The sequence below is a fragment of the Bradyrhizobium sp. SRL28 genome (assembly GCF_018596315.1).
GTDB lineage: Bacteria > Pseudomonadota > Alphaproteobacteria > Rhizobiales > Xanthobacteraceae > Bradyrhizobium.
The window spans coordinates 23,579-41,480 of sequence record NZ_JAHEAG010000045.1; the positions used below are offsets into that span (position 1 = coordinate 23,579).

The following is a 17,902-nucleotide window of genomic DNA, read 5'->3' on the forward strand; positions in this document are numbered from 1 at the left end:
CCGCGAGAGCCGATTAAACAGGCGCGACTTCCTGGCACTCGGAAGCGCAGGCTCGTACCGAGATGATGCCGCACGGGATTCCGACGATTTCGCCCGGGCAGGAGGCGTTCTGGCAACGCGTTGCGTTGTCCAAGCGCGGCGGCATCTCCAGAGAGTCACAAGTGTCAGGCCCTTCCGGCCTTGGTGTGACTTTGTCCGCCTCAGGCTCTGGAGAGGTCGAGACGGCAGACGTTGAATACTTTGCATTAAACTCAGACAACATAAGCGTTCCAGGTTGATCCACGATCTCGGTGGTCACTGTAATCGGCGAGATCCGTTCGTGCAGCTCTTGCTTTCGATCCCCCCGATGGCGCTTGGCCGGCGATGTATCCAAGGCGACGCCTCCTCAAGCATTTTTCCTAAATGAAGCGCGACACCGTCATTGCCAAAAGGCGCCACTATCTGCAGACCAATTGGTCGGCCATCTGTGTGCGGCGTTCCCGGCACATTCAGTCCGCAAAATCCGACCGCGTTGACCCAGCTGCAAAACATGCCTTGGGTTGCTCCGCTTCCAGGACGGCCCCCGATTGTCTCAGGGCATTCACTTTCGGCGTTCCACGCCGGCGATGCCGCAGTGGAAGTAAGTAACGCATCAATTCACCACGCTGCACTTACTTCGGCACGGAACCCGGTCAATCGGTCGATTGTACGAAGAAAGGAGGTGGCCTTAATCTCTCGACCCTGACGAACCAACTCTTTGATCTGCTCGGTCAGCTGCTCGCCGCTCCAGCCGCGAGCAAATGGGCTTCTTAACGGACGAGTAACGGTCGTGCGGACGGCCAACTCTGGTTTCTGCGAAGGCGCAAATAGCGTGCAACACGGAGCGATGGGACGCTCTTTTCAGCCACCATTATTATGAGCTCTGAAGCTGGCGGTATTGACCTCTGAAGTAGATCAATGGATTTCTGTGGCCATTCCAGTCGACTGGGCTCATCTCCTCGACCTTGCCGATAATCAAAAAGTGGTCCCCAAGCTCCTGCTCCGAGTGAAGTGAGCAATCTGACCACATCAGTGTCTTGGCAATTATCGCTTTGCCGCTTGGATGCGCGGCCCAATCTACGTGCTTCCACTTGTCTGAGCCCGATTTTGCAAAGGCATCTGAGACTGCCTGCTGTTCTTCGGAAAGAACATTCACCGTGAAGCGGCGAGACAAGCGGATCCCTGGCCAACTCTTAGACGTCCTCATCACGCAGAAGGAGACTAAAGGGGGGGCCAGCGAGACGCTGTAAAAAGACTGGCATGTGAACCCGGTTGGTACGCTATCGACCATCCCTGTGATGACAGTGATTCCGGAAGCAAAGCGGCCCAGCGCGTCGCGAAGCGACCGCAAATCAATTGACGAAACGTAGGACTGCTCCATAGCGACTGCACCTTGCTCAGTTAATCTCGGGAGTACGCCGGCCGATGATGCCGACGTGCAAATTCTGTTCTTGCTTCTCGGAGGACACCCGAAGGAATGGTCATCACGATGAATCGCGCGCAACCCCAAGGTGCTCACGCAATGTGCGCCCAGAATATTCAGATCGAAACAAGCCACGATCCTGTAGGACCGGCACCACCTGATCGAGGAAGTCAAAAAGTCCGTCAGGCAGGTGCGACGGTGAAACATTGAAACCATCGCATGCACCGCTCTTAAACCATTCAGCAAGATCTGCGGCGACTTCTTCAGGCGTACCTGCAAGAATTCGTTGTTGGCCCACCGCCATCTCTTGACAGAGCCGTCTGACCGTCCAGTTAGACTCAACAGCCCTCTCGGCAATCGGTTTTGCCGAACTTGTGACGCACGATTCAATGAAAGATGCTGGGAGAGTATCGTCAAGATCGTACTTCGAGATGTCCTTGAACTGAACGATCAATCTTCCCATCTCTTTGACGGGATCAGCTATCGAGCGCAGCAATTCTAGCTTCTCACTAACTTCCTTCTTTGTCGCAGCGACGATGGGCTGAATGCCTGTAATGATCTTCACGCAATCTTCGCTGCGCCCGTGCCTCACCGATGCGTCCCGAAGAGCTTGTCTCTGCTGGATTGATGCAGCCTTATCTAATGGAACCGTGTAGACCGCGTCCGCAAACTTTCCTGCAAGTTCGACGCCCGCGCTCGACTCCCCGGCTTGAAATATTGCAGGCCGGCCTTGAGGCGAACGGGTGGCTGTAAGTGGTCCTTCCACTTGAAAGAATTTGCCTCGGTGATGCAATGCGCGCACTTTTGCCGGATCGAAAAAGATCCCCGATTTCTTGTCGTATACGAATGCATCTTGATCCCAGCTATCCCAGAGGCCTTGGACTACTGTGATAAATTCATCTGCCCGTTCGTACCGCTCGCTGTGCGATAGCGGCTCTGGCAAACCGAAATTGGCCCCTTCGCTCTGCCGATATGATGGAACGACATTCCACGCTGCCCGGCCTCCGCTTATGTGATCCAGCGAGGCATATTGACGGGCAACATGAAATGGCTGTTGGTAACTGGTGGAGCATGTGGCAACCAGTCCAATTCTGTCGGTCAGAACAGCGATAGCCGCCATGGCGGTTAGCGGCTCGAGTGTAACGTTATCGTGGCCACGCCCGAGCGCGCCTTTTGGGCGATCGCTCATCGAAGTCGCAGCGAGATTGTCGGCCAAAAAGACAAAATCGAGTTTTGCGGCTTCCGCGTTCTTCGCTAGATCGGCGTAGAACGAAATTGACTCCTGAACCGTTGGATCGACTCGAGGGTGCCGCCAAGCGGAAGCATTGTAGCCAAGTCCGCGAATTGAGGCTCCGATAGTCATCATTCGTTTTGACATTGAAGATCTCCTTAGTTGGCTATTCGCCAACTGTTCCGCCTCGCCTGTCGTAGCTTGCCGCGTCCGCTCGCTCGTGGCGATATTTTCCCTCTAAAGCTCACCGTCATACGGTGAAACGAGCGCCGGCTCTTTGGCGAGGAGCCATTCTCCGCGATTGTTCCTTGATAGGCTGGTCGCAGACATGTGCAATTGTTCCGTCATCACCCAACAACCATCTATATGCGCCGCGGTGATTTGTTGAAATTCTCTCGGCATTCGGGATACTCGACTCTGAGACAGGTTTGCGTCGCATTTCAGCTGTAGTTCGGAGGTTTTCCTGCGCCATATGGGTGTTTCGAGATAAAATCCAACGGGGCCCCGATCGAGCCATCCGACTACACAGGCGCCCGCAGTCTAGAGATCGTACAGAAGGACAATCACCTAACGTCAGAGGTGACCGGCGAACTAGGCGGGCATTCTGCTACTGCGCGTCACGTGGCATGTCCAAGTCAGCGGCGATATGAATCCTCGTGTGCGCCGCCGCGGCTTTGGACGCTTTGACCACGGCAAACCGCCTGTGCCCACACCGCAGCGCTGCCTCCAGCTGCTCGCTAGTTCATCACGACGAGATCAAAGATTGAGGTGCGCGGCCATGCGATGGCTCTGCGTAAAAATGGGCGGCAGGCATCCTCGTCTTGCAGAATTTCTTCAATCCTTTGCAAATTCTTCGGTCTTTATGCGTCGATACGCTTTATATCTTTGTCGTTCATCCGATTGAGGCCGTGCGGAAGCCTGAGGCGGGACAGCTGTAAACCAACGGCGGACGCAGCGATCCTGATTTAGGTTTTTCTAGACATTCGAAGGAAATAAGTTGAAGTTTAATGCCGCCGTTCTGTTCGAAGCGCGCGCGCCGCTTGCGATCGAATCGCTCAAGCTAGCCGGGCTTGCCGACGCCGACGTGCTCATTCGAGTGCAGGCGACAAGCCTCTGCCACACCGATCTTGAAGCGGTCCAAGGCGCTTTCGATACGCCGCTGCCTATGGTGCCCGGCCACGAGGCGGCGGGCGTCGTCGAGTGGATTGGTAAATCCGTCACGTCGGTGCAGATCGGCGATCACGTCGTGACGTCGTGGAATCCGCATTGCGGCGAGTGCTTCTATTGCAGGCGTCATCAGCCAATTCTGTGCGAGCCGTATCGCGCGCGCGCCGTGCACTCGTATCACTTCGATGGCCGTCCGCGGCTCATGCGCGAAGGCGGCGAGCCGGTGCATCAGCTGATGTATTCGGGCAGTTTCGCCGAACTTTGCGTGGTCGATCAGGGCTGCGCCGTCAAAGTGCCGCGTGAAATGCCGTTCAATCGCGCGTGTCTAATCGGCTGCGGCGTGATGACGGGCGTTGGTGCGGCGATGCATATCGCAAAGATCGAAAAGGGCGCGACCGTAACGGTGATCGGCTGCGGCGCGGTCGGTTTGTCCGCGGTGCAGGGCGCGCGGCTCGCAGGCGCATCGCGCGTCATCGCCGTCGACCGGCTGCCTGGGAAACTCGATCTCGCGGCGGTCGTCGGCGCGACGCATACGCTGCTGGCCGACGATTCAATCGCTGATTTGCACTCCGAAGTCACCAGTGGTCGGGGCGCCGATTGCGTGATCGAAGCCGCGGGCAGTCGCGCAGCGTTTCGTGCGAGTGTCGAGATGGTGCGGCCGGGCGGCCAAGTCGTATGGCTCGGTAAGCTGCCCGCCAACGACGAACTGGCGTTCCGCTGGGGCTCACTAATGGGCGAAAAGCGCATCGTGCGGTCGAGCTATGGCGGCGCCGAGCCATCGCGCGATTTTCCGTGGCTCGCGAACGCGTATCTCGACGGCTCGCTTAAGCTCGACGAATACGTCACGTCGACGATTGCGCTCGCCGATGTCAACGCCGGACTCGCGCGTCTCGCCGCCGGCGAGGACATCCGCTCGGTGATCGAGTTCTGACGATGGCGCATCCGCCGCTCGCGCCGGGCTGGATCGACGCGCCGCATCACGTTGCGTCGCTCGGGCGTTTGCCGCTCGAATCAGGCGACGCGATTGACGATCTCCGCATCTCGTACGTCGTTCACGGTTCACTTAATGATCGCGCAAAGCCGGTAATCGTCGGGCTGTGCGCGATCGGCAGCACACATCATCGGCTGGGTTTTCTCATCGGCCCGGGGCGGGCGCTCGATCCGTCGCGTCACACGATCGTCGTGATCGATGCGCTCGGGAACGGGCTGTCGAGCTCGCCATCGAATTCGCCGACGCAGCCCGGCGAGCGCTTCCCGCGTTTCACGATCCGCGACATGGTGACCAGCCAACGCATGCTCGCTTCGTACCTGCGCATAGATGCGGCATATGCGATCGTCGGGGCGTCCATGGGCGGCATGCAGGCCCTCCAGTGGGGCGTGTCACATCCGGATTTCGCCACGCGGCTCGTTGCGCTTGTCCCGATGGCGAAGACCACACCGTGGTCCCAGGCTATCAATCACGCGGGACGTCTCGCCCTCGCGAACGCACGCGATCTGCCGACACCCGAAGCGCGCCGGGAAGCGTGGGTGACCGTGATGAACGTATTCGTCGCGCGCTCGCCGTCGCGGCTCGCCGTAGACGTCATCGGTGCCGCAAGCGACGGCGCGACCAGCGATACGCTCGCGTGGCTTGCCGAGCGCACGCGCGTGATGGCCGCGCAACCGTATGATCCGCTCGACTGGATCTACCAATCGTATGCGTATGATGCCCATGACGTCGGTACGTCGCCCGGTTTCGGCGGTGACACGCAAAGGGCGCTCGCATCGATTCGAGCGCGTACGCTCGTTGCCGTGCCTTCGCTCGACCTCTACAATCCCGTTGAAGCGGGCATATGGGCGGCGCAGCAGATCGCGCACGCCGAGCTGCTGCGCCTGCCGTTCGACAGCGGCCATCTGGCGGCGTCTGAAGCAGAGCCCCAGGCCGCCGCGCAGCTGAACGAAGCGATCGGCCGCTTTCTGCGCGATGACGAACTCGGGGGTTAAGGGCAAGCGCGGCCTGTACACGGCCTGCGGCTTGGCGTGTCATTGAGTTTATCCTGTTTGGATTAGCCTACGAATCATAAATACCCCGGTGCACTTCGTTGCGGGAGTAGATCAAGCCGGTTATAAGTCCCACCATTGCAGCCTTAGCTACGCTAAGGTTCGCGTCGCTCTTCTTTGTTGTTGTCGTGAGACGCGGCTATTGACTGGGGCATTGCGCAGGGGAATCGATCTTAGACCTGTGTTGCCGAGCGCTTCGTTGGGAGGGTGCCTACCTGACCCACAACTACGGGACCATTCTGAAGGGGGGCCCGAACACAGCGAACGCGCAAAAGCTGATGGCCTTCCTGAACCGCGCGCAAATTGCGGCGGGGTGGACCCAGGGTACTGGCTACGCCGCGCCGAATACAAATTAGCTCAAGTACCTTCCAGCCGACCTGATCCCGATGCTTAGCGTGAACCCGGAACACGCTGCAAAGGCCGTGATCGAGGACTTCGCCTGGCTCGCGGCGAAACGCCCGGACGGCAAGACCAACGCAGATCACATCCAGGAGCGTTGGACGGCTTGGAAGACGAAAGGTGGAGCTCGATGAGTCAGCGGATCGTGGTGACGGGCACAGATACCGGGATCGGAAAAACAGTGTTTTCCGCGGGGCTCGCCGATCTCCTCGGCGCTAACTATTGGAAACCGATTCAGGCCGGCCTCGAAGGAGAGACCGATAGCCAGGCCGTCGCACGGTTGGGCAGTCTCTCAGCCGATCGCATCGTGCCGAAGCTTTACCGTCCTCGAACGCCCGCTTCGCCCTATCATTCCGCCGCAATTGACGGAGTTCGCATCGACGCGGATTCGCTCGATCCGCCGAACACCGGGGAGTGCCCGCTAGTGATCGAGGGCGCCGGCGGGCTGATGGTGCCGCTGAGTGGCGGCACACTTTATGCTGACATCTTCGAGCGATGGGGGCTTCCGGTCGTGCTTTGCGCGAGCACAGGACTGGGTACTATCAATCACTCGCTGCTGTCGATAGAAGCTCTGCGAAAGCGACAGATCAGTATTCTTGGAATTGCGTTCATTGGCGAAAGAAATGCTGAGACTGAGATCGCAATTCGCGAGATCGGGCGGGTGCGTTGGTTAGGGCGATTGCCCTGGCTTTCTCCTCTCACACCAGACACGCTGCAGGCGGCGTTCAAAACCTCATTCCGTGCTGACGATTTCAAGGCATGATGCCAAAGAAGACGTCGCCGATCTGGCATCCGTTCACGCAACACGCGCTTCAAGACGAGATAACAAAGATTGTACGTGGTGATGGTGCTTATCTCCACACCGCGGATGGCCGCCGTATCATAGATGCAATCTCATCCTGGTGGGTCGTGACCCACGGTCATTGTCATCCACATATCGTGCGCGCGATTCAGGAACAGTCTGGTAAGCTCAACCAAATCATCTTTGCCGGCTACACCCATGATCCGGCTGAGGAGCTTGCTGCGCGACTTTTGAAACTCGCACCCCGTGGCCTCGACCATGTCTTTTTCCCCGACAGCGGCTCAGCCTCTGTGGAAGTGGCTTTAAAAATGGCACTCGGCTATTGGCATAACATCGGCAAACAGCGAATGCGCATTGTCGCAATGCAACATTCCTATCACGGCGACACGGTTGGGGCGATGTCGGTCGGTGCCCGAGGCGTCTTCAACGCTGCGAAGATCTTCGTGAAATTTATGCCGGCATCCGCGATCCTGCCGATGAGCTAACTTGAGACCCCACATTCAGGTGCTTTGCCTGCACTCTCGCGTTTGATTCATGTGCGGGGTATGGGTTGAACCACGCGAGGGCAAGGCTGATCTCCGATGATGTGGGGACGATCACGCCACCCGAAGTGCTGAAATCTCATCAAACAAACCTGCTTTCCAATAGCCCTCTTGCTCGAGCGACGAGATGATCTTCTTTGATTGTTGCTGCCAAGGGGCGAACTGCCACTCGGTGGACAACTGCATTGTCCTCTTCAAGCAGTCGGTCAATTTGCTGTGACGTAGATCTGAATAACTCCGCGCAGTATTGGCTGGCCATCAACGCTTTTGGGGGCAATCTAATTTGTTCGAATGTCAGATTCCGCGGATCGATTGTCCCCGGGTTGAGTTCAAGACAGACAGGGGGCTGTCCTTCGTTGGAATACCGCACTTGGATAACATTTCCCCGAATCGCAGAGTGACGGTGCAGATTCGCGCCGAAAGCGGCCAAGGCGCGAGTCGCCGCGCGTGACATTGAACTCCCAAGAACTCCTGCCCGCGGTATCGATCAAGGCGTCTTCAACACGGCAGGCTCGCAAGGCAACGTCGCGATCGCCACTGGCGGTGGCGAGCGTGTGGGCAAAACAGCGGCGCTCTCATTGCCTGCCTTGGGATGGAAAGTCGCAATCCCCGGATCTCGCAAGGACCGCCGGAACAAATCGCAGCTGAATCGAAAGCCAGCGAGCGCATGCTCGCGATTTCCTCGGACGTAACGGACGATGCGTCCAGCGCTCTTCGAACACAGTGCGAAGGTGTGGAGGCGTCGCTTCCAGGGCGAGTATGAGCCTCGGCGGCGGCTTAGTGGAGGACATCGCGATCGAGGACTGGAAGCCCGTCGTCGACGCCAGTTTCACGGTACGTTCTACTGTATCCGCGAAGCTTCCGTGATGAAGTCGCAGCAGCCGTGGGCGGGCGCATCATCAATAACGGATGATCTCGCCGCGGCCGAACTCGATTGCCTATACGGCGACGGGCCTCACCAAGGCGGCAACGCTGGACGGTCGCAAGTACGATATCGCCGTGCCCCGGATCGCCATGGGCAATGTGCTCACGGAGCTCGCGGCCCGCATGAAAAGGCTGCCGCAGGCCGATGGCACGATCGCTATGTTGCCGCTGATGGATGCAGAGATCGTGGGGCAGCCGGTGCTCTACATGGCTAACTTGCCGTTGGAACCCAACGTGCTCTTTCATACTGTGATGCCCGCCAAGACGCCTTCGTAGGCCACCCCTAAAAGACTGCGTCATTTCTCGGCACGCGCCAACGCGGACGCGGTGAGCGTCTCGGAGCGCAGAGCTTATCGGTCAATGCACCGCCTTCGATCAATTTGCTTGCCATCTTCAGAAGGTCCCGAACTCGCGAGGTGACAGCGTGGCGTGTTCGAAAAACTCGCACCGGCTGGGATCGTGTCGCCGCCGCTTGGAAACGTCCCTCCGGTTCACAGCCTGCGATGCACGTGTCAGTGCACTTGGTGCCTCTACTAGTTTGCTGCGCGACTTCATGCTTCGATCGCAGTCGCCCCGATTATCTTTCCACTGGTCCCACCTGCGAATGCAAACATTCGGCGGAATCTCAGCAAAAGTGTCGAAAGTCTCTGCTTGAGCCCGGGAAATTGCGGAAAACCTGCAAACCACCTCTGATAGGACCTGATGTCGGCAAGGCTCGAATTGCCGGTCTGTTGGTATTCATCCCACAGCTAGCTAGATGCGGATCCGCCGCGCGATTGATTCTAGAGGGGAAACGGAGCATGACAATCTCTCGACGCGATCTCATTAAGACAAGCGTGGCTGCCAGCGCCGCCGTATCGATGCCATCGGTCATACGAGCGCAGACTGGCCCTACCGCCGCGCGGACCGTCCGCATGATTAAGTCGGGTGACCTCCGAGTCTTTGATCCGATCTTTACGACGGCTCTCATCACCGCTGAGCATGGCTATGCGATCTACGACACGCTGTTCGCGCTGGACTCCAAACTTACACCGCAGCCGCAAATGGTGCGGAAATGGAGCGTTTCCGACGACAAGAAGACCTATACGTTTGAGCTCCGGGATGGTCTGGGTTGGCATGATGGCACACCCGTTACTGCGGCGGATTGTGTAGCCTCCATCCGTCGTTGGGGTCAGGTCGCTCCCGGCGGCAAACTGGTCCTGGCGCGGGCCAAGGATATCTCGAAGAAGGACGATAAGACCTTCACGATCGAGCTCAAGGAACCGCTGGGACTGCTGATTGATGTGCTGGCGAATTTGGCATACCCCTTCCTGTTCATTATGCGGGAGAAGGACGCAAGTCGTCCCGCCACCGAACAGGTGACCGCGAATATCGGATCGGGGCCGTTTAAATTCAATGAAGCTCTGGCCAAGCCGGGCGCGAGCTTTACCTACGACCGCAATGAGAAATACGTGCCACGCAGCGAGCTGCCAGACGGATTTGCCGGCGGCAAAATCGTTAATGTGGATCGTGTCATCTGGGAGAACATCGCCAATCCGCAGACTGCTTTCGCCGCGTTACGAGCGGGTGAGGTTGATTTCTTCGAATATCCGTCCGCCGATCTTTACTCGGCGATCGAAAGCGATCCCAACCTTGAACTCCAAGTTCTAGACAAGATGGGTTGGGTCCATTGGATACGCCTGAATTGTCTTCAGAAGCCGTTCGATAACGTGAAGGCGCGCCAAGCGATGCTTCACCTGATCGATCAAGAGGCTTTCTCGCGCATTTTTTCCTCCAACCCAAAATATACCCAGAACATTATTTCGCTGTTTGGAAACGATACGCTCTATTCCAACGACGAAAATACGGGGTGGTACAAGAAGGGCGGCGATCCGGAAAAGGCTAAGCAGCTGTTCAAGGAGGCGAATTACTCTGGCGAAAAGGTCGTCATTCTCCAACCGACGAACATTGTGAATTACAGCAATGCCGTGCAGTTTCTGGCGGGCGCACTGCGGAAGATTGGGATTAATGCCGAACTTGCGCCAAGCGACTGGGGCGGGATTGTCGCGCGCCGGGGGAACAAAGGGCCCGTTGAGAGCGGGGGCTGGAGCATCTTTATCTCGGGCGTGCCCGATTTGACCCTCAGCGATCCGATCGGCGCACCTTGGCTAAGCGCGGACGGCGACTTCTTTGGCTGGCCGAAGAACGACGAATATGAGGCCCTTCGGGCTAAATGGGCGGACACCGCAACGGTCGCCGAACGCCAAGCGCTCGCCCGCAAGATGCAAGGGCTTTGGTGGGGCTTTGTCGGCGATGTGAGGCTGGCTCAATCGGTCTCCCCAATCGCGCGCCGCAAGACGCTGTCCGGACTTATTGGGATGCCGGGTGCTCTCCCGATGTGGAACATGCAGAAGACCTGAGAGCGCAATGGCTGCTTACATCCTTCGTAGGATGATCTCGACCATTGCCGTCATGGCGATGGTTGGAATTTTCATCTTTTTGCTTCTCAGGCTGTCGCCTGGCGACCCGGCGGCCATCATCGCCGGCGACACGGCGACACCACAGATGATCGCGGATATCCGCAAACAGCTGGGACTTAACGATCCGCTGCCGGTCCAGTTCTTACATTGGGCGCTGAGCATTCTCGGCGGCGATTTCGGGACCTCAATTTTCACGGGGCGACCGGTTCTCCTACTCATCTCGCAGCGGTTGGAGGCGACCATTTCCCTTTCGATCTTGACGATGATCTTTTCGGTCGTGACCGGGGTTGCTTTCGGCATGCTTGCCGCATGGCGAGTCGGCGGCCTCGTCGACCGCGCCCTTGCAGCCTTTGCGGCGCTTGGCTTTTCTGTCCCGGTGTTCGTCGTCGGCTATTTTCTCATTTACTGGCTCGCCATCAGCGCGCGCTGGCTGCCAGTCCAGGGATACCGGTCTATCGACCACGGCGTCGGGCCCTGGCTTGTGCACCTGATCCTGCCTACCGTGGCCTTGAGTTTCCCCTACATTGCTTACATCGCCCGGATCACGCGAGCGAGCATGCTCGAAGTGCTGTCGGAAGACTATATGCGAACGGCCGCTGCCAAGGGCGCGTCTTCATACTCCATGCTTTTCCACCACGCCCTGAAGAATGCGGGTGTCCCGATCCTCACCGTGATCGGCATAAGTTTCGCATATCTAATTTCTGGCGTCGTCATCACGGAAACGGTGTTCAACATCCCTGGTGTCGGTCGGTTGGTAGTCGATGCGATCAACAATCGCGACTATCCCATCATTCAAGGCGTGCTCATCCTCGCTTCGGGCCTGTACGTTCTGATCAATCTCGCGGTCGACCTAGCTTACACCCTGATCGATCCCCGTATCCGGTACTGACATGACGCTTTCTTCCGCACCCGTTGAATCCCTGTCGGTGAGTCGGCTGCGGCCATCCATTCCGCGTCTAGCAAGCCGGCATCCGCTGGTCTTTATAGGCGGCGGCCTCTTGGCGCTGTTGATCATACTGGCGCTAGCTGCGCCGCTTTACGCCGGCGATCCACTGAACATGGACCCGTTCAAACGGCTTCACCCGCCTTCAGCCGAGATGTGGTTCGGGAGCGATAATCTGGGCCGTGACGTGTTTGCGCGAACGATGTTAGGCGCCCGCATCTCCCTCATGGTGGGATTGATGTCGGCGGCGAGCGCTGCTTTTGGCGGGCTTCTGATCGGTGTCATCGCCGGCTACAACCGCAGCTTCGATAATGTTGCCATGAGGATCATGGACGGCCTGATGGCGATCCCGACGATTCTGCTGGCCATCGCCCTTATTTCCGTGACAGGCGCCGGGATCGGTATCCTCATCCTCGCCATTACGGTCCCTTCGATCCCAAGTGTTGCGCGGCTGGTTCGTTCGGTGGTTCTGAGTGTTCGCACGCGTCCTTATGTGGAGGCCGCGCTCTGCGGCGGTGCGCGCCTGCCGAAGGTGCTGTGGCGGCATATCCTCCCGAGCACCATTCCACCCCTTATGGTGCAGAGCGCCAATGTCTGCGCCAGTGCGATTCTGACAGAAGCCGGGCTGAGCTTCCTTGGCGTAGGCGTGCCGACCGAGATCCCCAGCTGGGGTAACATGATCTCAAGTTCAAGCCTGTATCTCGGCGTCGCCCCATTTACCGTCTTCGCCCCTGGCATCTGCCTTGTCATCACGGTTCTTGCCGTCAACCTGCTCGGAGATGGCTTGCGCGATCTGTTCGATCCCCGCTCAAAAGGCAGAGCCTATCATGCAACAAGAAACCACCGACGATGACGTGCTCCTAGATGTTCGAGGATTGGAGACACACTTTTTCGGCGAGGAAAGCATCACCCGCGCAGTGGGCGGCATCAGCTTCCAGGTCAAGCGTGGCGAAACGCTTGGCGTTGTCGGCGAATCCGGATGCGGGAAGAGCGTCACGGCCCTTTCCATTCTTCGGCTGCTGCCGAAGCTAAGCGCCAAGACCGTCAGCGGCGAGATCCACTTTCACGGACGCGACCTCCTGAAATTGTCTGAACGGGAGATGCGCAAGATTCGCGGCAACCGGGTCGCCATGATTTTCCAGGAACCGATGACCTGCCTGAGTCCGGTTCACACTGTCGGTCGCCAAATCGCCGAGGCGGTGCAAATTCACACTAGCGCCTCCCGATCAGAAGCGATGGCAAAGGCTCTAGAACTTCTCCGCCTGGTCCGCATCGCGGACCCCGAGCGTCGCATCAACAACTATCCCCACGAAATGTCTGGGGGCATGCGGCAGCGTGCGATGATTGCGATGGCTCTCGCCTGTTCACCAGAACTGTTGATTGCCGACGAGCCGACTACTGCGCTTGACGTTACCATGCAGGCGCAGATCCTGCAATTGATCCTCGATCTGAAAGAGCGCAGGGGAACGGCCGTCATGTTTATCACGCATGATCTCGGTGTCGTAGCTGAGACATGTCAGCGTGTCATCGTAATGTACGCTGGGCGAATTGTGGAGCAAGCTCCCGTAAAAAATTTGTTCGCGCGCCCAACGCATCCCTACACTCAGGGACTGATGCGCTCGCTGCCGGATCCGCAGCGCCGCCGAACGTGCCGCCTCCCAGAAATTCCTGGCATTGTGCCAAGCCTGCGCGATCCCATAATCGGCTGCAGCTTTGCGCCTCGCTGCCCGTTCACAATTGACATTTGCCGCCAAAAAACACCCACCATGCATAATGTCGGGCCAGGCCACGCTGCGGCCTGCTGGCGCTCCCAAGAGGTCGTGACCGCATGAGCGGTCCTTTGCTGAAAGTCGAGAATCTGACCAAGCATTATCCGCTTGGTGCGGGATTCCTGAAGAAGACGGTCCCAACGGTTCGCGCGGTGGAGGATGTGTCCTTCTCCGTTGACGCGGGCGAGACGCTCTGCATCGTGGGCGAGTCCGGCTGCGGAAAGTCCACTGTCGCGAGGCTCTTGATGCAGATCGTGGAGCCGACAGGTGGGCGCGTGATGCTCGAGGGGACCGACATTACCGCTCTCGATACAAAGGCGCTTCGCGCGTGGCGCCGCAAGATGCAGATGGTCTTCCAGGACCCTTACTCGTCGCTCAACCCGCGTCTCACCGCCGAACAGATCATTACCGAGCCACTCGAAAATTTTCAGCGACTCAGCCGACAGGAGCGCAGGACGCTTGCGGCGGACCTTCTCCGAAAGGTCGGAATGTCGCCTGAAATGGTGGACCGTCTTCCGTCGGAATTCTCGGGTGGGCAGCGGCAGCGACTCGGTATCGCGCGGGCGCTGGCTCTCCAACCGTCACTCATCATTGCCGACGAAGCCGTCTCGGCTCTGGACGTTTCCGTGCAGGCGCAGATATTGAACCTGCTAGCGGATCTCCAGCAGCAGATGAGCATCGCTTTCGTCTTTATCTCGCACGACCTTAGAGTGGTTGAGCACATCGGCCATCGCGTTGCGGTCATGTATTTAGGGCGAATCGTGGAACTCGCTCCGTGCGAGCCGCTTTTTGCCAAGCCGGTCCATCCCTACACAGAGGCGTTGATCGCGGCAGCTCCGATTCCAGATCCCATGAGGGTACGGGCGCAGGTACCCGTGGAGGGTGAGGTACCAAGTCCCATTAGCCCCCCGAGCGGTTGCACGTTTCACCCGCGGTGCCCGATTGCGGTCGAGCGTTGCCGTTTCGTAGTCCCACCTTTAGTGCCAATCGCGGACGGGCGCGTCGTAGCCTGTCACGTGCGCGCGCCGGCGACGGACATCCCAGCCTCGCCGCCCACGTCGACCAATTCTTCGCTCACTCCTGTGGTACAGCCACAGACGCTTTGACCCGATCGAACATCTCGTGCGCACCGCCGACACGGACATCGGCACTGGACCTGAAAAGTAACGGAACGACAGAACATGACTCGCCCCATGACATAGTTCCCAGAGCAACCAATGGCCGTTATTCGGCCGACCGCAATCGGACTGCCAGATGTGGGGAGCCGTCGGATTGGGAAGAGAATACGACGGTGCCGTCCGCGCGCTCACGATCGATCTAGCAAAGATGATCAAGTTTGGACTGCGATGCTGCGATTTCTTTGTGCATTTTGACGTAAAGCTACGTTGTCCATGCCTTATATTTCTCAAAGGCGATCGACGTGCCAAAACACCGTGAACAAATGGGAAGGCAAAGGGAACAAAATGTCTACGAAACCAGCAACGCAGATTGCAGATCTTACTGCATATGACTGTCTTGCTCTCTTTAAGAGCAGGGACTTGTCTCCTGTTGAGGTGATCGATGACTGCTTACAGCGTATCGATGAGGTAAATCGCGAGCTCAACGCATTCTGCTTCATCGGCTTTGAGCAGGCGAAGGCCCAAGCACAACTCTCAGAAGCCCGGTGGATGAGAGGCGAGCCGATCGGTTTGCTTGATGGAGTGCCGGTAACCTTAAAGGACGTCACGCTTAATCGCGGAATGCCTACACGTTGGGGATCGAGGTCAACCAGCGGTGACGGACCGTGGGATGTCGATGCTCCGGCCGCTGCGCGTCTGCGAGAGGCGGGGGCTGTCATTCTGGGAAAGACGACTACTCCGGAATTTGGCTGGAAAGGTGTTACAGACAGTCGACTTTACGGAATAACTCGTAACCCTTGGAATCCGGACCTCACGCCTGGCGGGTCGTCCGGTGGAGCGGCAGTTGCCGCGGCGCTAAATCTCGGCTTTCTCCATCAAGGAGGCGACGGCGCCGGATCGATACGGGTACCCGCAAGCTTCACAGGCACCTTCGGCTTCAAACCAACTTTCGGGTATGTCCCGCAATGGCCGCCAAGCGTAGTGCCTACGCTCTCGCATATCGGGCCGATAACTCGTACAGTGGCTGATGCGGCCCTCATGATGAGGATTATCGCCCAAAAAGATGTGAGGGACGGCTATGCCGGTCCGGAATATCCATGCAGTGAGCTGCCGCTCGCATCGACATTAAAAGGCCTGAGAGTAGCCTATAGTCGAGACTTCGGGAATCTAGATGTGTCGAAAGACATTCTGAACGTTACTGATGCCGCCGTCCAGAAAATCGAGACCCTCGGCGCTGAGGTAATCGAGGTAAACCCAGATCTCGCTGGTGCTTGGGAAATACTCGGGACGCTTTTTCGTGCGGGTGCTGCTCGGCTCCTTAGCCGGCTGAACAAAGAGCAACGTGGCCTACTCGAGGTCAACGTTTTGAAGGAAGCTGAACAAGGTTTGTCGCTCACTCTTTCCGACTATCAAGATGCTCAAGAAGCTCGCTCTGAACTTACTGCCAAGATGGCGGCGTTTCATCAGAAATTTGATCTCCTGATCACGCCAACGATGCCGGTTGCACCTTTCCCGGTCGGGCTCAATGAGCCAGATCCTAACTATAAAAATTGGTATCCGTTCACCGGCCCTTTCAACCTCACGCAGCAACCGGCAGCTTCTTTGCCCGCTGGACTAGATAGCAACGGCCTTCCCGTCGGCCTCCAATTGGTCGGTGCTCGCTACAAAGACATGACCGTGCTGTCCGCAGCCCGCGTTCTTGAAAGTGCATTCGGGCGCTTCGTCCCTCCGAAGCGTGCGCAGCCCGCGCGATAAGAAGTTGGGCTTCGAAACAGTCAGAGTCCTCGGACCGGTGGCAGGAACTGCGCAGCGAATGACGGGCATTCGCTGCGCAATCATCATACGTGCAGGTGAGCAGCGCGGATCTCGACGGCCGCGAGATCAAGTTTCGCCTTCTACGCGAAGCACAGGGCCGCTCGCGATCCAAGGCGACGGGTGCGGTGACTTCCAATTGCAGCAGGAGGCCGGGCGCAACAACGCGCCCGAGATGAGGTGAGCCATCGGCGCTTTCAAGGACGCTGTCAAGACGGCGGTCAAAGGCGCGAGCCGCCGCGCGACGTTGATTTCTCAAAAGCTGCTGCGTGCGGTATCGATTAAGGAATCCTCACATGGCAGGGTCGCAAGGCAAGGTCGCGATCGTCAACTGCAGTGGCGCCGGTGTGGGCAAACCGGCGGGGCTCGCATTGCTGGCCAACGGATGGAAAATGGCAATCGCCGGACGTCGCAAGGAGCCGCTGGAGCACGATGCCTAGCGTGTTGCGACTGGTTCGTTCGGTGGCGTTCGCCTGACATTCCCGGCCGCGAGCGTCAGATTAGGTGCGCATCATATTCACTGTAACCCGGATTTTGAAGCGTTCGTTGCGCCGATGGCTTGAGATGGGCCTTTTTACATCGGGTGTTCGTGCCATTCAGGAGATGCAGCCGCTGCCTGTTGAAGGTGGGATCCGAGCACGCGTCATAAGGCATCGGCCACGGAGAACAGCAATGACAACCACATTGACAAATGCGCTGCCGAATGTTGATCAAATGCTAGATTGAGGCTTTCCGCACTCCGACGCGACGTACGACACTGCCCACGTCTGGGAGGGTCGCTTCTTCCGCCTCGATCTCCATTTGGATCGATTTTGGGGAGGCTTAGAGCATCTTCGTATGAAGCTTCCGTCAGCCGTAACGAAGTGACTGAGATCCTCCATAACTGCGTGGCGTTATCTGGCCATAAGTCCGCATACGTGGAGATGATCTGCACGCGCGGATCGCCGCCGACCTCGAGTCGCGATCCGCGTCAGGCCGAGAATCGCTTCATGGCTTTCGCGGTGCCGTTTGGCTCCGTCGCTAACAAGGAGCAGCTTGAGCGCGGGTTGCATGTCGCGGTCAGTGATACCGTTCGAATTCCTCCGAAATCGGTCGACCCCGCGCCATCAAAAACTATCACTGGCTAGACCTCATAAAGGCCTGTTCGACGCCTATGATGCGGGGGCCGAAACCGCACTGATTCTGGACACCAACGGAAACATCGCGGAAGGTCCGCGCTTCAACGTCTTTCTTGTCAAGGACGGCACGCTGCGCA

At 58.1% G+C, this 17,902-nt stretch carries 14 protein-coding genes and 2 pseudogenes; 13 read left to right on the top strand and 3 right to left on the bottom strand.

Translation table 11 applies throughout. From position 1 onward, the window contains the following. Positions 1 to 892 precede the first annotated feature (892 nt). Positions 893 to 1,399: a flavin reductase family protein gene (locus tag KIP88_RS39270; protein WP_214493509.1), complete on the bottom strand. Its 507-nt coding sequence runs from the start codon at positions 1,397 to 1,399 to the stop codon at positions 893 to 895. A 103-nt stretch (positions 1,400 to 1,502) separates the two neighbouring features. Further along, complete coding sequence (locus KIP88_RS39275; RefSeq protein ID WP_214493510.1) at positions 1,503 to 2,819, bottom strand: LLM class flavin-dependent oxidoreductase; 1,317 nt, start codon at positions 2,817 to 2,819, stop codon at positions 1,503 to 1,505. A gap of 850 nt (positions 2,820 to 3,669) precedes the next feature. Here KIP88_RS39275 and KIP88_RS39280 point away from each other — a divergent pair. From KIP88_RS39280 to KIP88_RS39295, 4 genes and pseudogenes are all read left to right on the top strand, one after another. Continuing rightward, positions 3,670 to 4,770 carry a Zn-dependent alcohol dehydrogenase gene (locus KIP88_RS39280; protein WP_214493511.1) on the top strand — a complete coding sequence of 367 codons (1,101 nt, stop codon included), beginning with the start codon at positions 3,670 to 3,672 and terminating at the stop codon, positions 4,768 to 4,770. Between the two features lie 2 nt (positions 4,771 to 4,772). Next, a complete protein-coding gene (locus KIP88_RS39285; protein WP_214493512.1) occupies positions 4,773 to 5,822 on the top strand; it encodes an alpha/beta fold hydrolase in 1,050 nt (349 codons plus the stop codon). Between the two features lie 586 nt (positions 5,823 to 6,408). After that, positions 6,409 to 7,041 carry a dethiobiotin synthase gene (bioD, locus tag KIP88_RS39290; protein ID WP_214493513.1) on the top strand — a complete coding sequence of 211 codons (633 nt, stop codon included), beginning with the start codon at positions 6,409 to 6,411 and terminating at the stop codon, positions 7,039 to 7,041. Then, a pseudogene (locus tag KIP88_RS39295) lies at positions 7,038 to 7,514 on the top strand (aminotransferase class III-fold pyridoxal phosphate-dependent enzyme); the annotation flags it as partial. The gene bioD and the pseudogene KIP88_RS39295, both read left to right, overlap by 4 nt. A 162-nt stretch (positions 7,515 to 7,676) precedes the next feature. Here KIP88_RS39295 and KIP88_RS47980 read toward each other — a convergent pair. Beyond that, positions 7,677 to 7,808, bottom strand: coding sequence for a hypothetical protein (locus KIP88_RS47980; protein ID WP_283848569.1), 132 nt, complete (start codon positions 7,806 to 7,808; stop codon positions 7,677 to 7,679). A gap of 723 nt (positions 7,809 to 8,531) precedes the next feature. On the opposite strand from KIP88_RS47980, the gene KIP88_RS39300 reads away from it, so the two are divergent. The 9 genes and pseudogenes from KIP88_RS39300 to KIP88_RS39340 all read left to right on the top strand — a co-directional run. Then, positions 8,532 to 8,822 carry a hypothetical protein gene (locus KIP88_RS39300; RefSeq protein WP_214493514.1) on the top strand — a complete coding sequence of 97 codons (291 nt, stop codon included), beginning with the start codon at positions 8,532 to 8,534 and terminating at the stop codon, positions 8,820 to 8,822. A 524-nt stretch (positions 8,823 to 9,346) separates the two neighbouring features. After that, a complete protein-coding gene (locus KIP88_RS39305; protein WP_214493515.1) occupies positions 9,347 to 10,945 on the top strand; it encodes an ABC transporter substrate-binding protein in 1,599 nt (532 codons plus the stop codon). 7 nt (positions 10,946 to 10,952) lie between these two features. Further along, a complete protein-coding gene (locus tag KIP88_RS39310) occupies positions 10,953 to 11,894 on the top strand; it encodes an ABC transporter permease (RefSeq protein ID WP_214493516.1) in 942 nt (313 codons plus the stop codon). Between the two features lies 1 nt (position 11,895). Then, positions 11,896 to 12,801 (top strand): ABC transporter permease, encoded by a 906-nt coding sequence (locus KIP88_RS39315; RefSeq protein ID WP_214493517.1) that lies wholly within the window; start codon positions 11,896 to 11,898, stop codon positions 12,799 to 12,801. Continuing rightward, entirely contained in the window at positions 12,776 to 13,780 is a 1,005-nt protein-coding gene (locus tag KIP88_RS39320) for an ABC transporter ATP-binding protein (protein ID WP_214493518.1), read from the top strand. The genes KIP88_RS39315 and KIP88_RS39320 overlap by 26 nt, the downstream gene beginning before the upstream one ends. After that, entirely contained in the window at positions 13,777 to 14,823 is a 1,047-nt protein-coding gene (locus KIP88_RS39325; protein ID WP_214493519.1) for an ABC transporter ATP-binding protein, read from the top strand. The genes KIP88_RS39320 and KIP88_RS39325 overlap by 4 nt, the downstream gene beginning before the upstream one ends. A gap of 357 nt (positions 14,824 to 15,180) precedes the next feature. Further along, positions 15,181 to 16,590 (top strand): amidase, encoded by a 1,410-nt coding sequence (locus KIP88_RS39330; RefSeq protein WP_214493520.1) that lies wholly within the window; start codon positions 15,181 to 15,183, stop codon positions 16,588 to 16,590. Positions 16,591 to 16,943: 353 nt separating this feature from the next. Continuing rightward, a complete protein-coding gene (locus KIP88_RS39335) occupies positions 16,944 to 17,087 on the top strand; it encodes a hypothetical protein (RefSeq protein ID WP_214493521.1) in 144 nt (47 codons plus the stop codon). 286 nt (positions 17,088 to 17,373) lie between these two features. Next, positions 17,374 to 17,902 (top strand): annotated as a pseudogene (locus tag KIP88_RS39340) (aminotransferase class IV); the annotation flags it as partial.

Bases quoted from the DNA above. Each gene is read 5' to 3' on its own strand.
- KIP88_RS39270 (WP_214493509.1), bottom strand. From the start codon at position 1,399: ATGGAGCAGTCCTACGTTTCGTCAATTGATTTGCGGTCGCTTCGCGAC.
- KIP88_RS39275 (WP_214493510.1), bottom strand. From the start codon at position 2,819: ATGTCAAAACGAATGATGACTATCGGAGCCTCAATTCGCGGACTTGGC.
- KIP88_RS39285 (WP_214493512.1), top strand. From the start codon at position 4,773: ATGGCGCATCCGCCGCTCGCGCCGGGCTGGATCGACGCGCCGCATCAC.
- bioD (WP_214493513.1), top strand. From the start codon at position 6,409: ATGAGTCAGCGGATCGTGGTGACGGGCACAGATACCGGGATCGGAAAA.
- KIP88_RS47980 (WP_283848569.1), bottom strand. From the start codon at position 7,808: ATGCAGTTGTCCACCGAGTGGCAGTTCGCCCCTTGGCAGCAACAATCA.
- KIP88_RS39300 (WP_214493514.1), top strand. From the start codon at position 8,532: ATGATCTCGCCGCGGCCGAACTCGATTGCCTATACGGCGACGGGCCTC.
- KIP88_RS39305 (WP_214493515.1), top strand. From the start codon at position 9,347: ATGACAATCTCTCGACGCGATCTCATTAAGACAAGCGTGGCTGCCAGC.
- KIP88_RS39310 (WP_214493516.1), top strand. From the start codon at position 10,953: ATGGCTGCTTACATCCTTCGTAGGATGATCTCGACCATTGCCGTCATG.
- KIP88_RS39315 (WP_214493517.1), top strand. From the start codon at position 11,896: ATGACGCTTTCTTCCGCACCCGTTGAATCCCTGTCGGTGAGTCGGCTG.
- KIP88_RS39320 (WP_214493518.1), top strand. From the start codon at position 12,776: ATGCAACAAGAAACCACCGACGATGACGTGCTCCTAGATGTTCGAGGA.
- KIP88_RS39325 (WP_214493519.1), top strand. From the start codon at position 13,777: ATGAGCGGTCCTTTGCTGAAAGTCGAGAATCTGACCAAGCATTATCCG.
- KIP88_RS39330 (WP_214493520.1), top strand. From the start codon at position 15,181: ATGTCTACGAAACCAGCAACGCAGATTGCAGATCTTACTGCATATGAC.
- KIP88_RS39335 (WP_214493521.1), top strand. From the start codon at position 16,944: ATGGCAGGGTCGCAAGGCAAGGTCGCGATCGTCAACTGCAGTGGCGCC.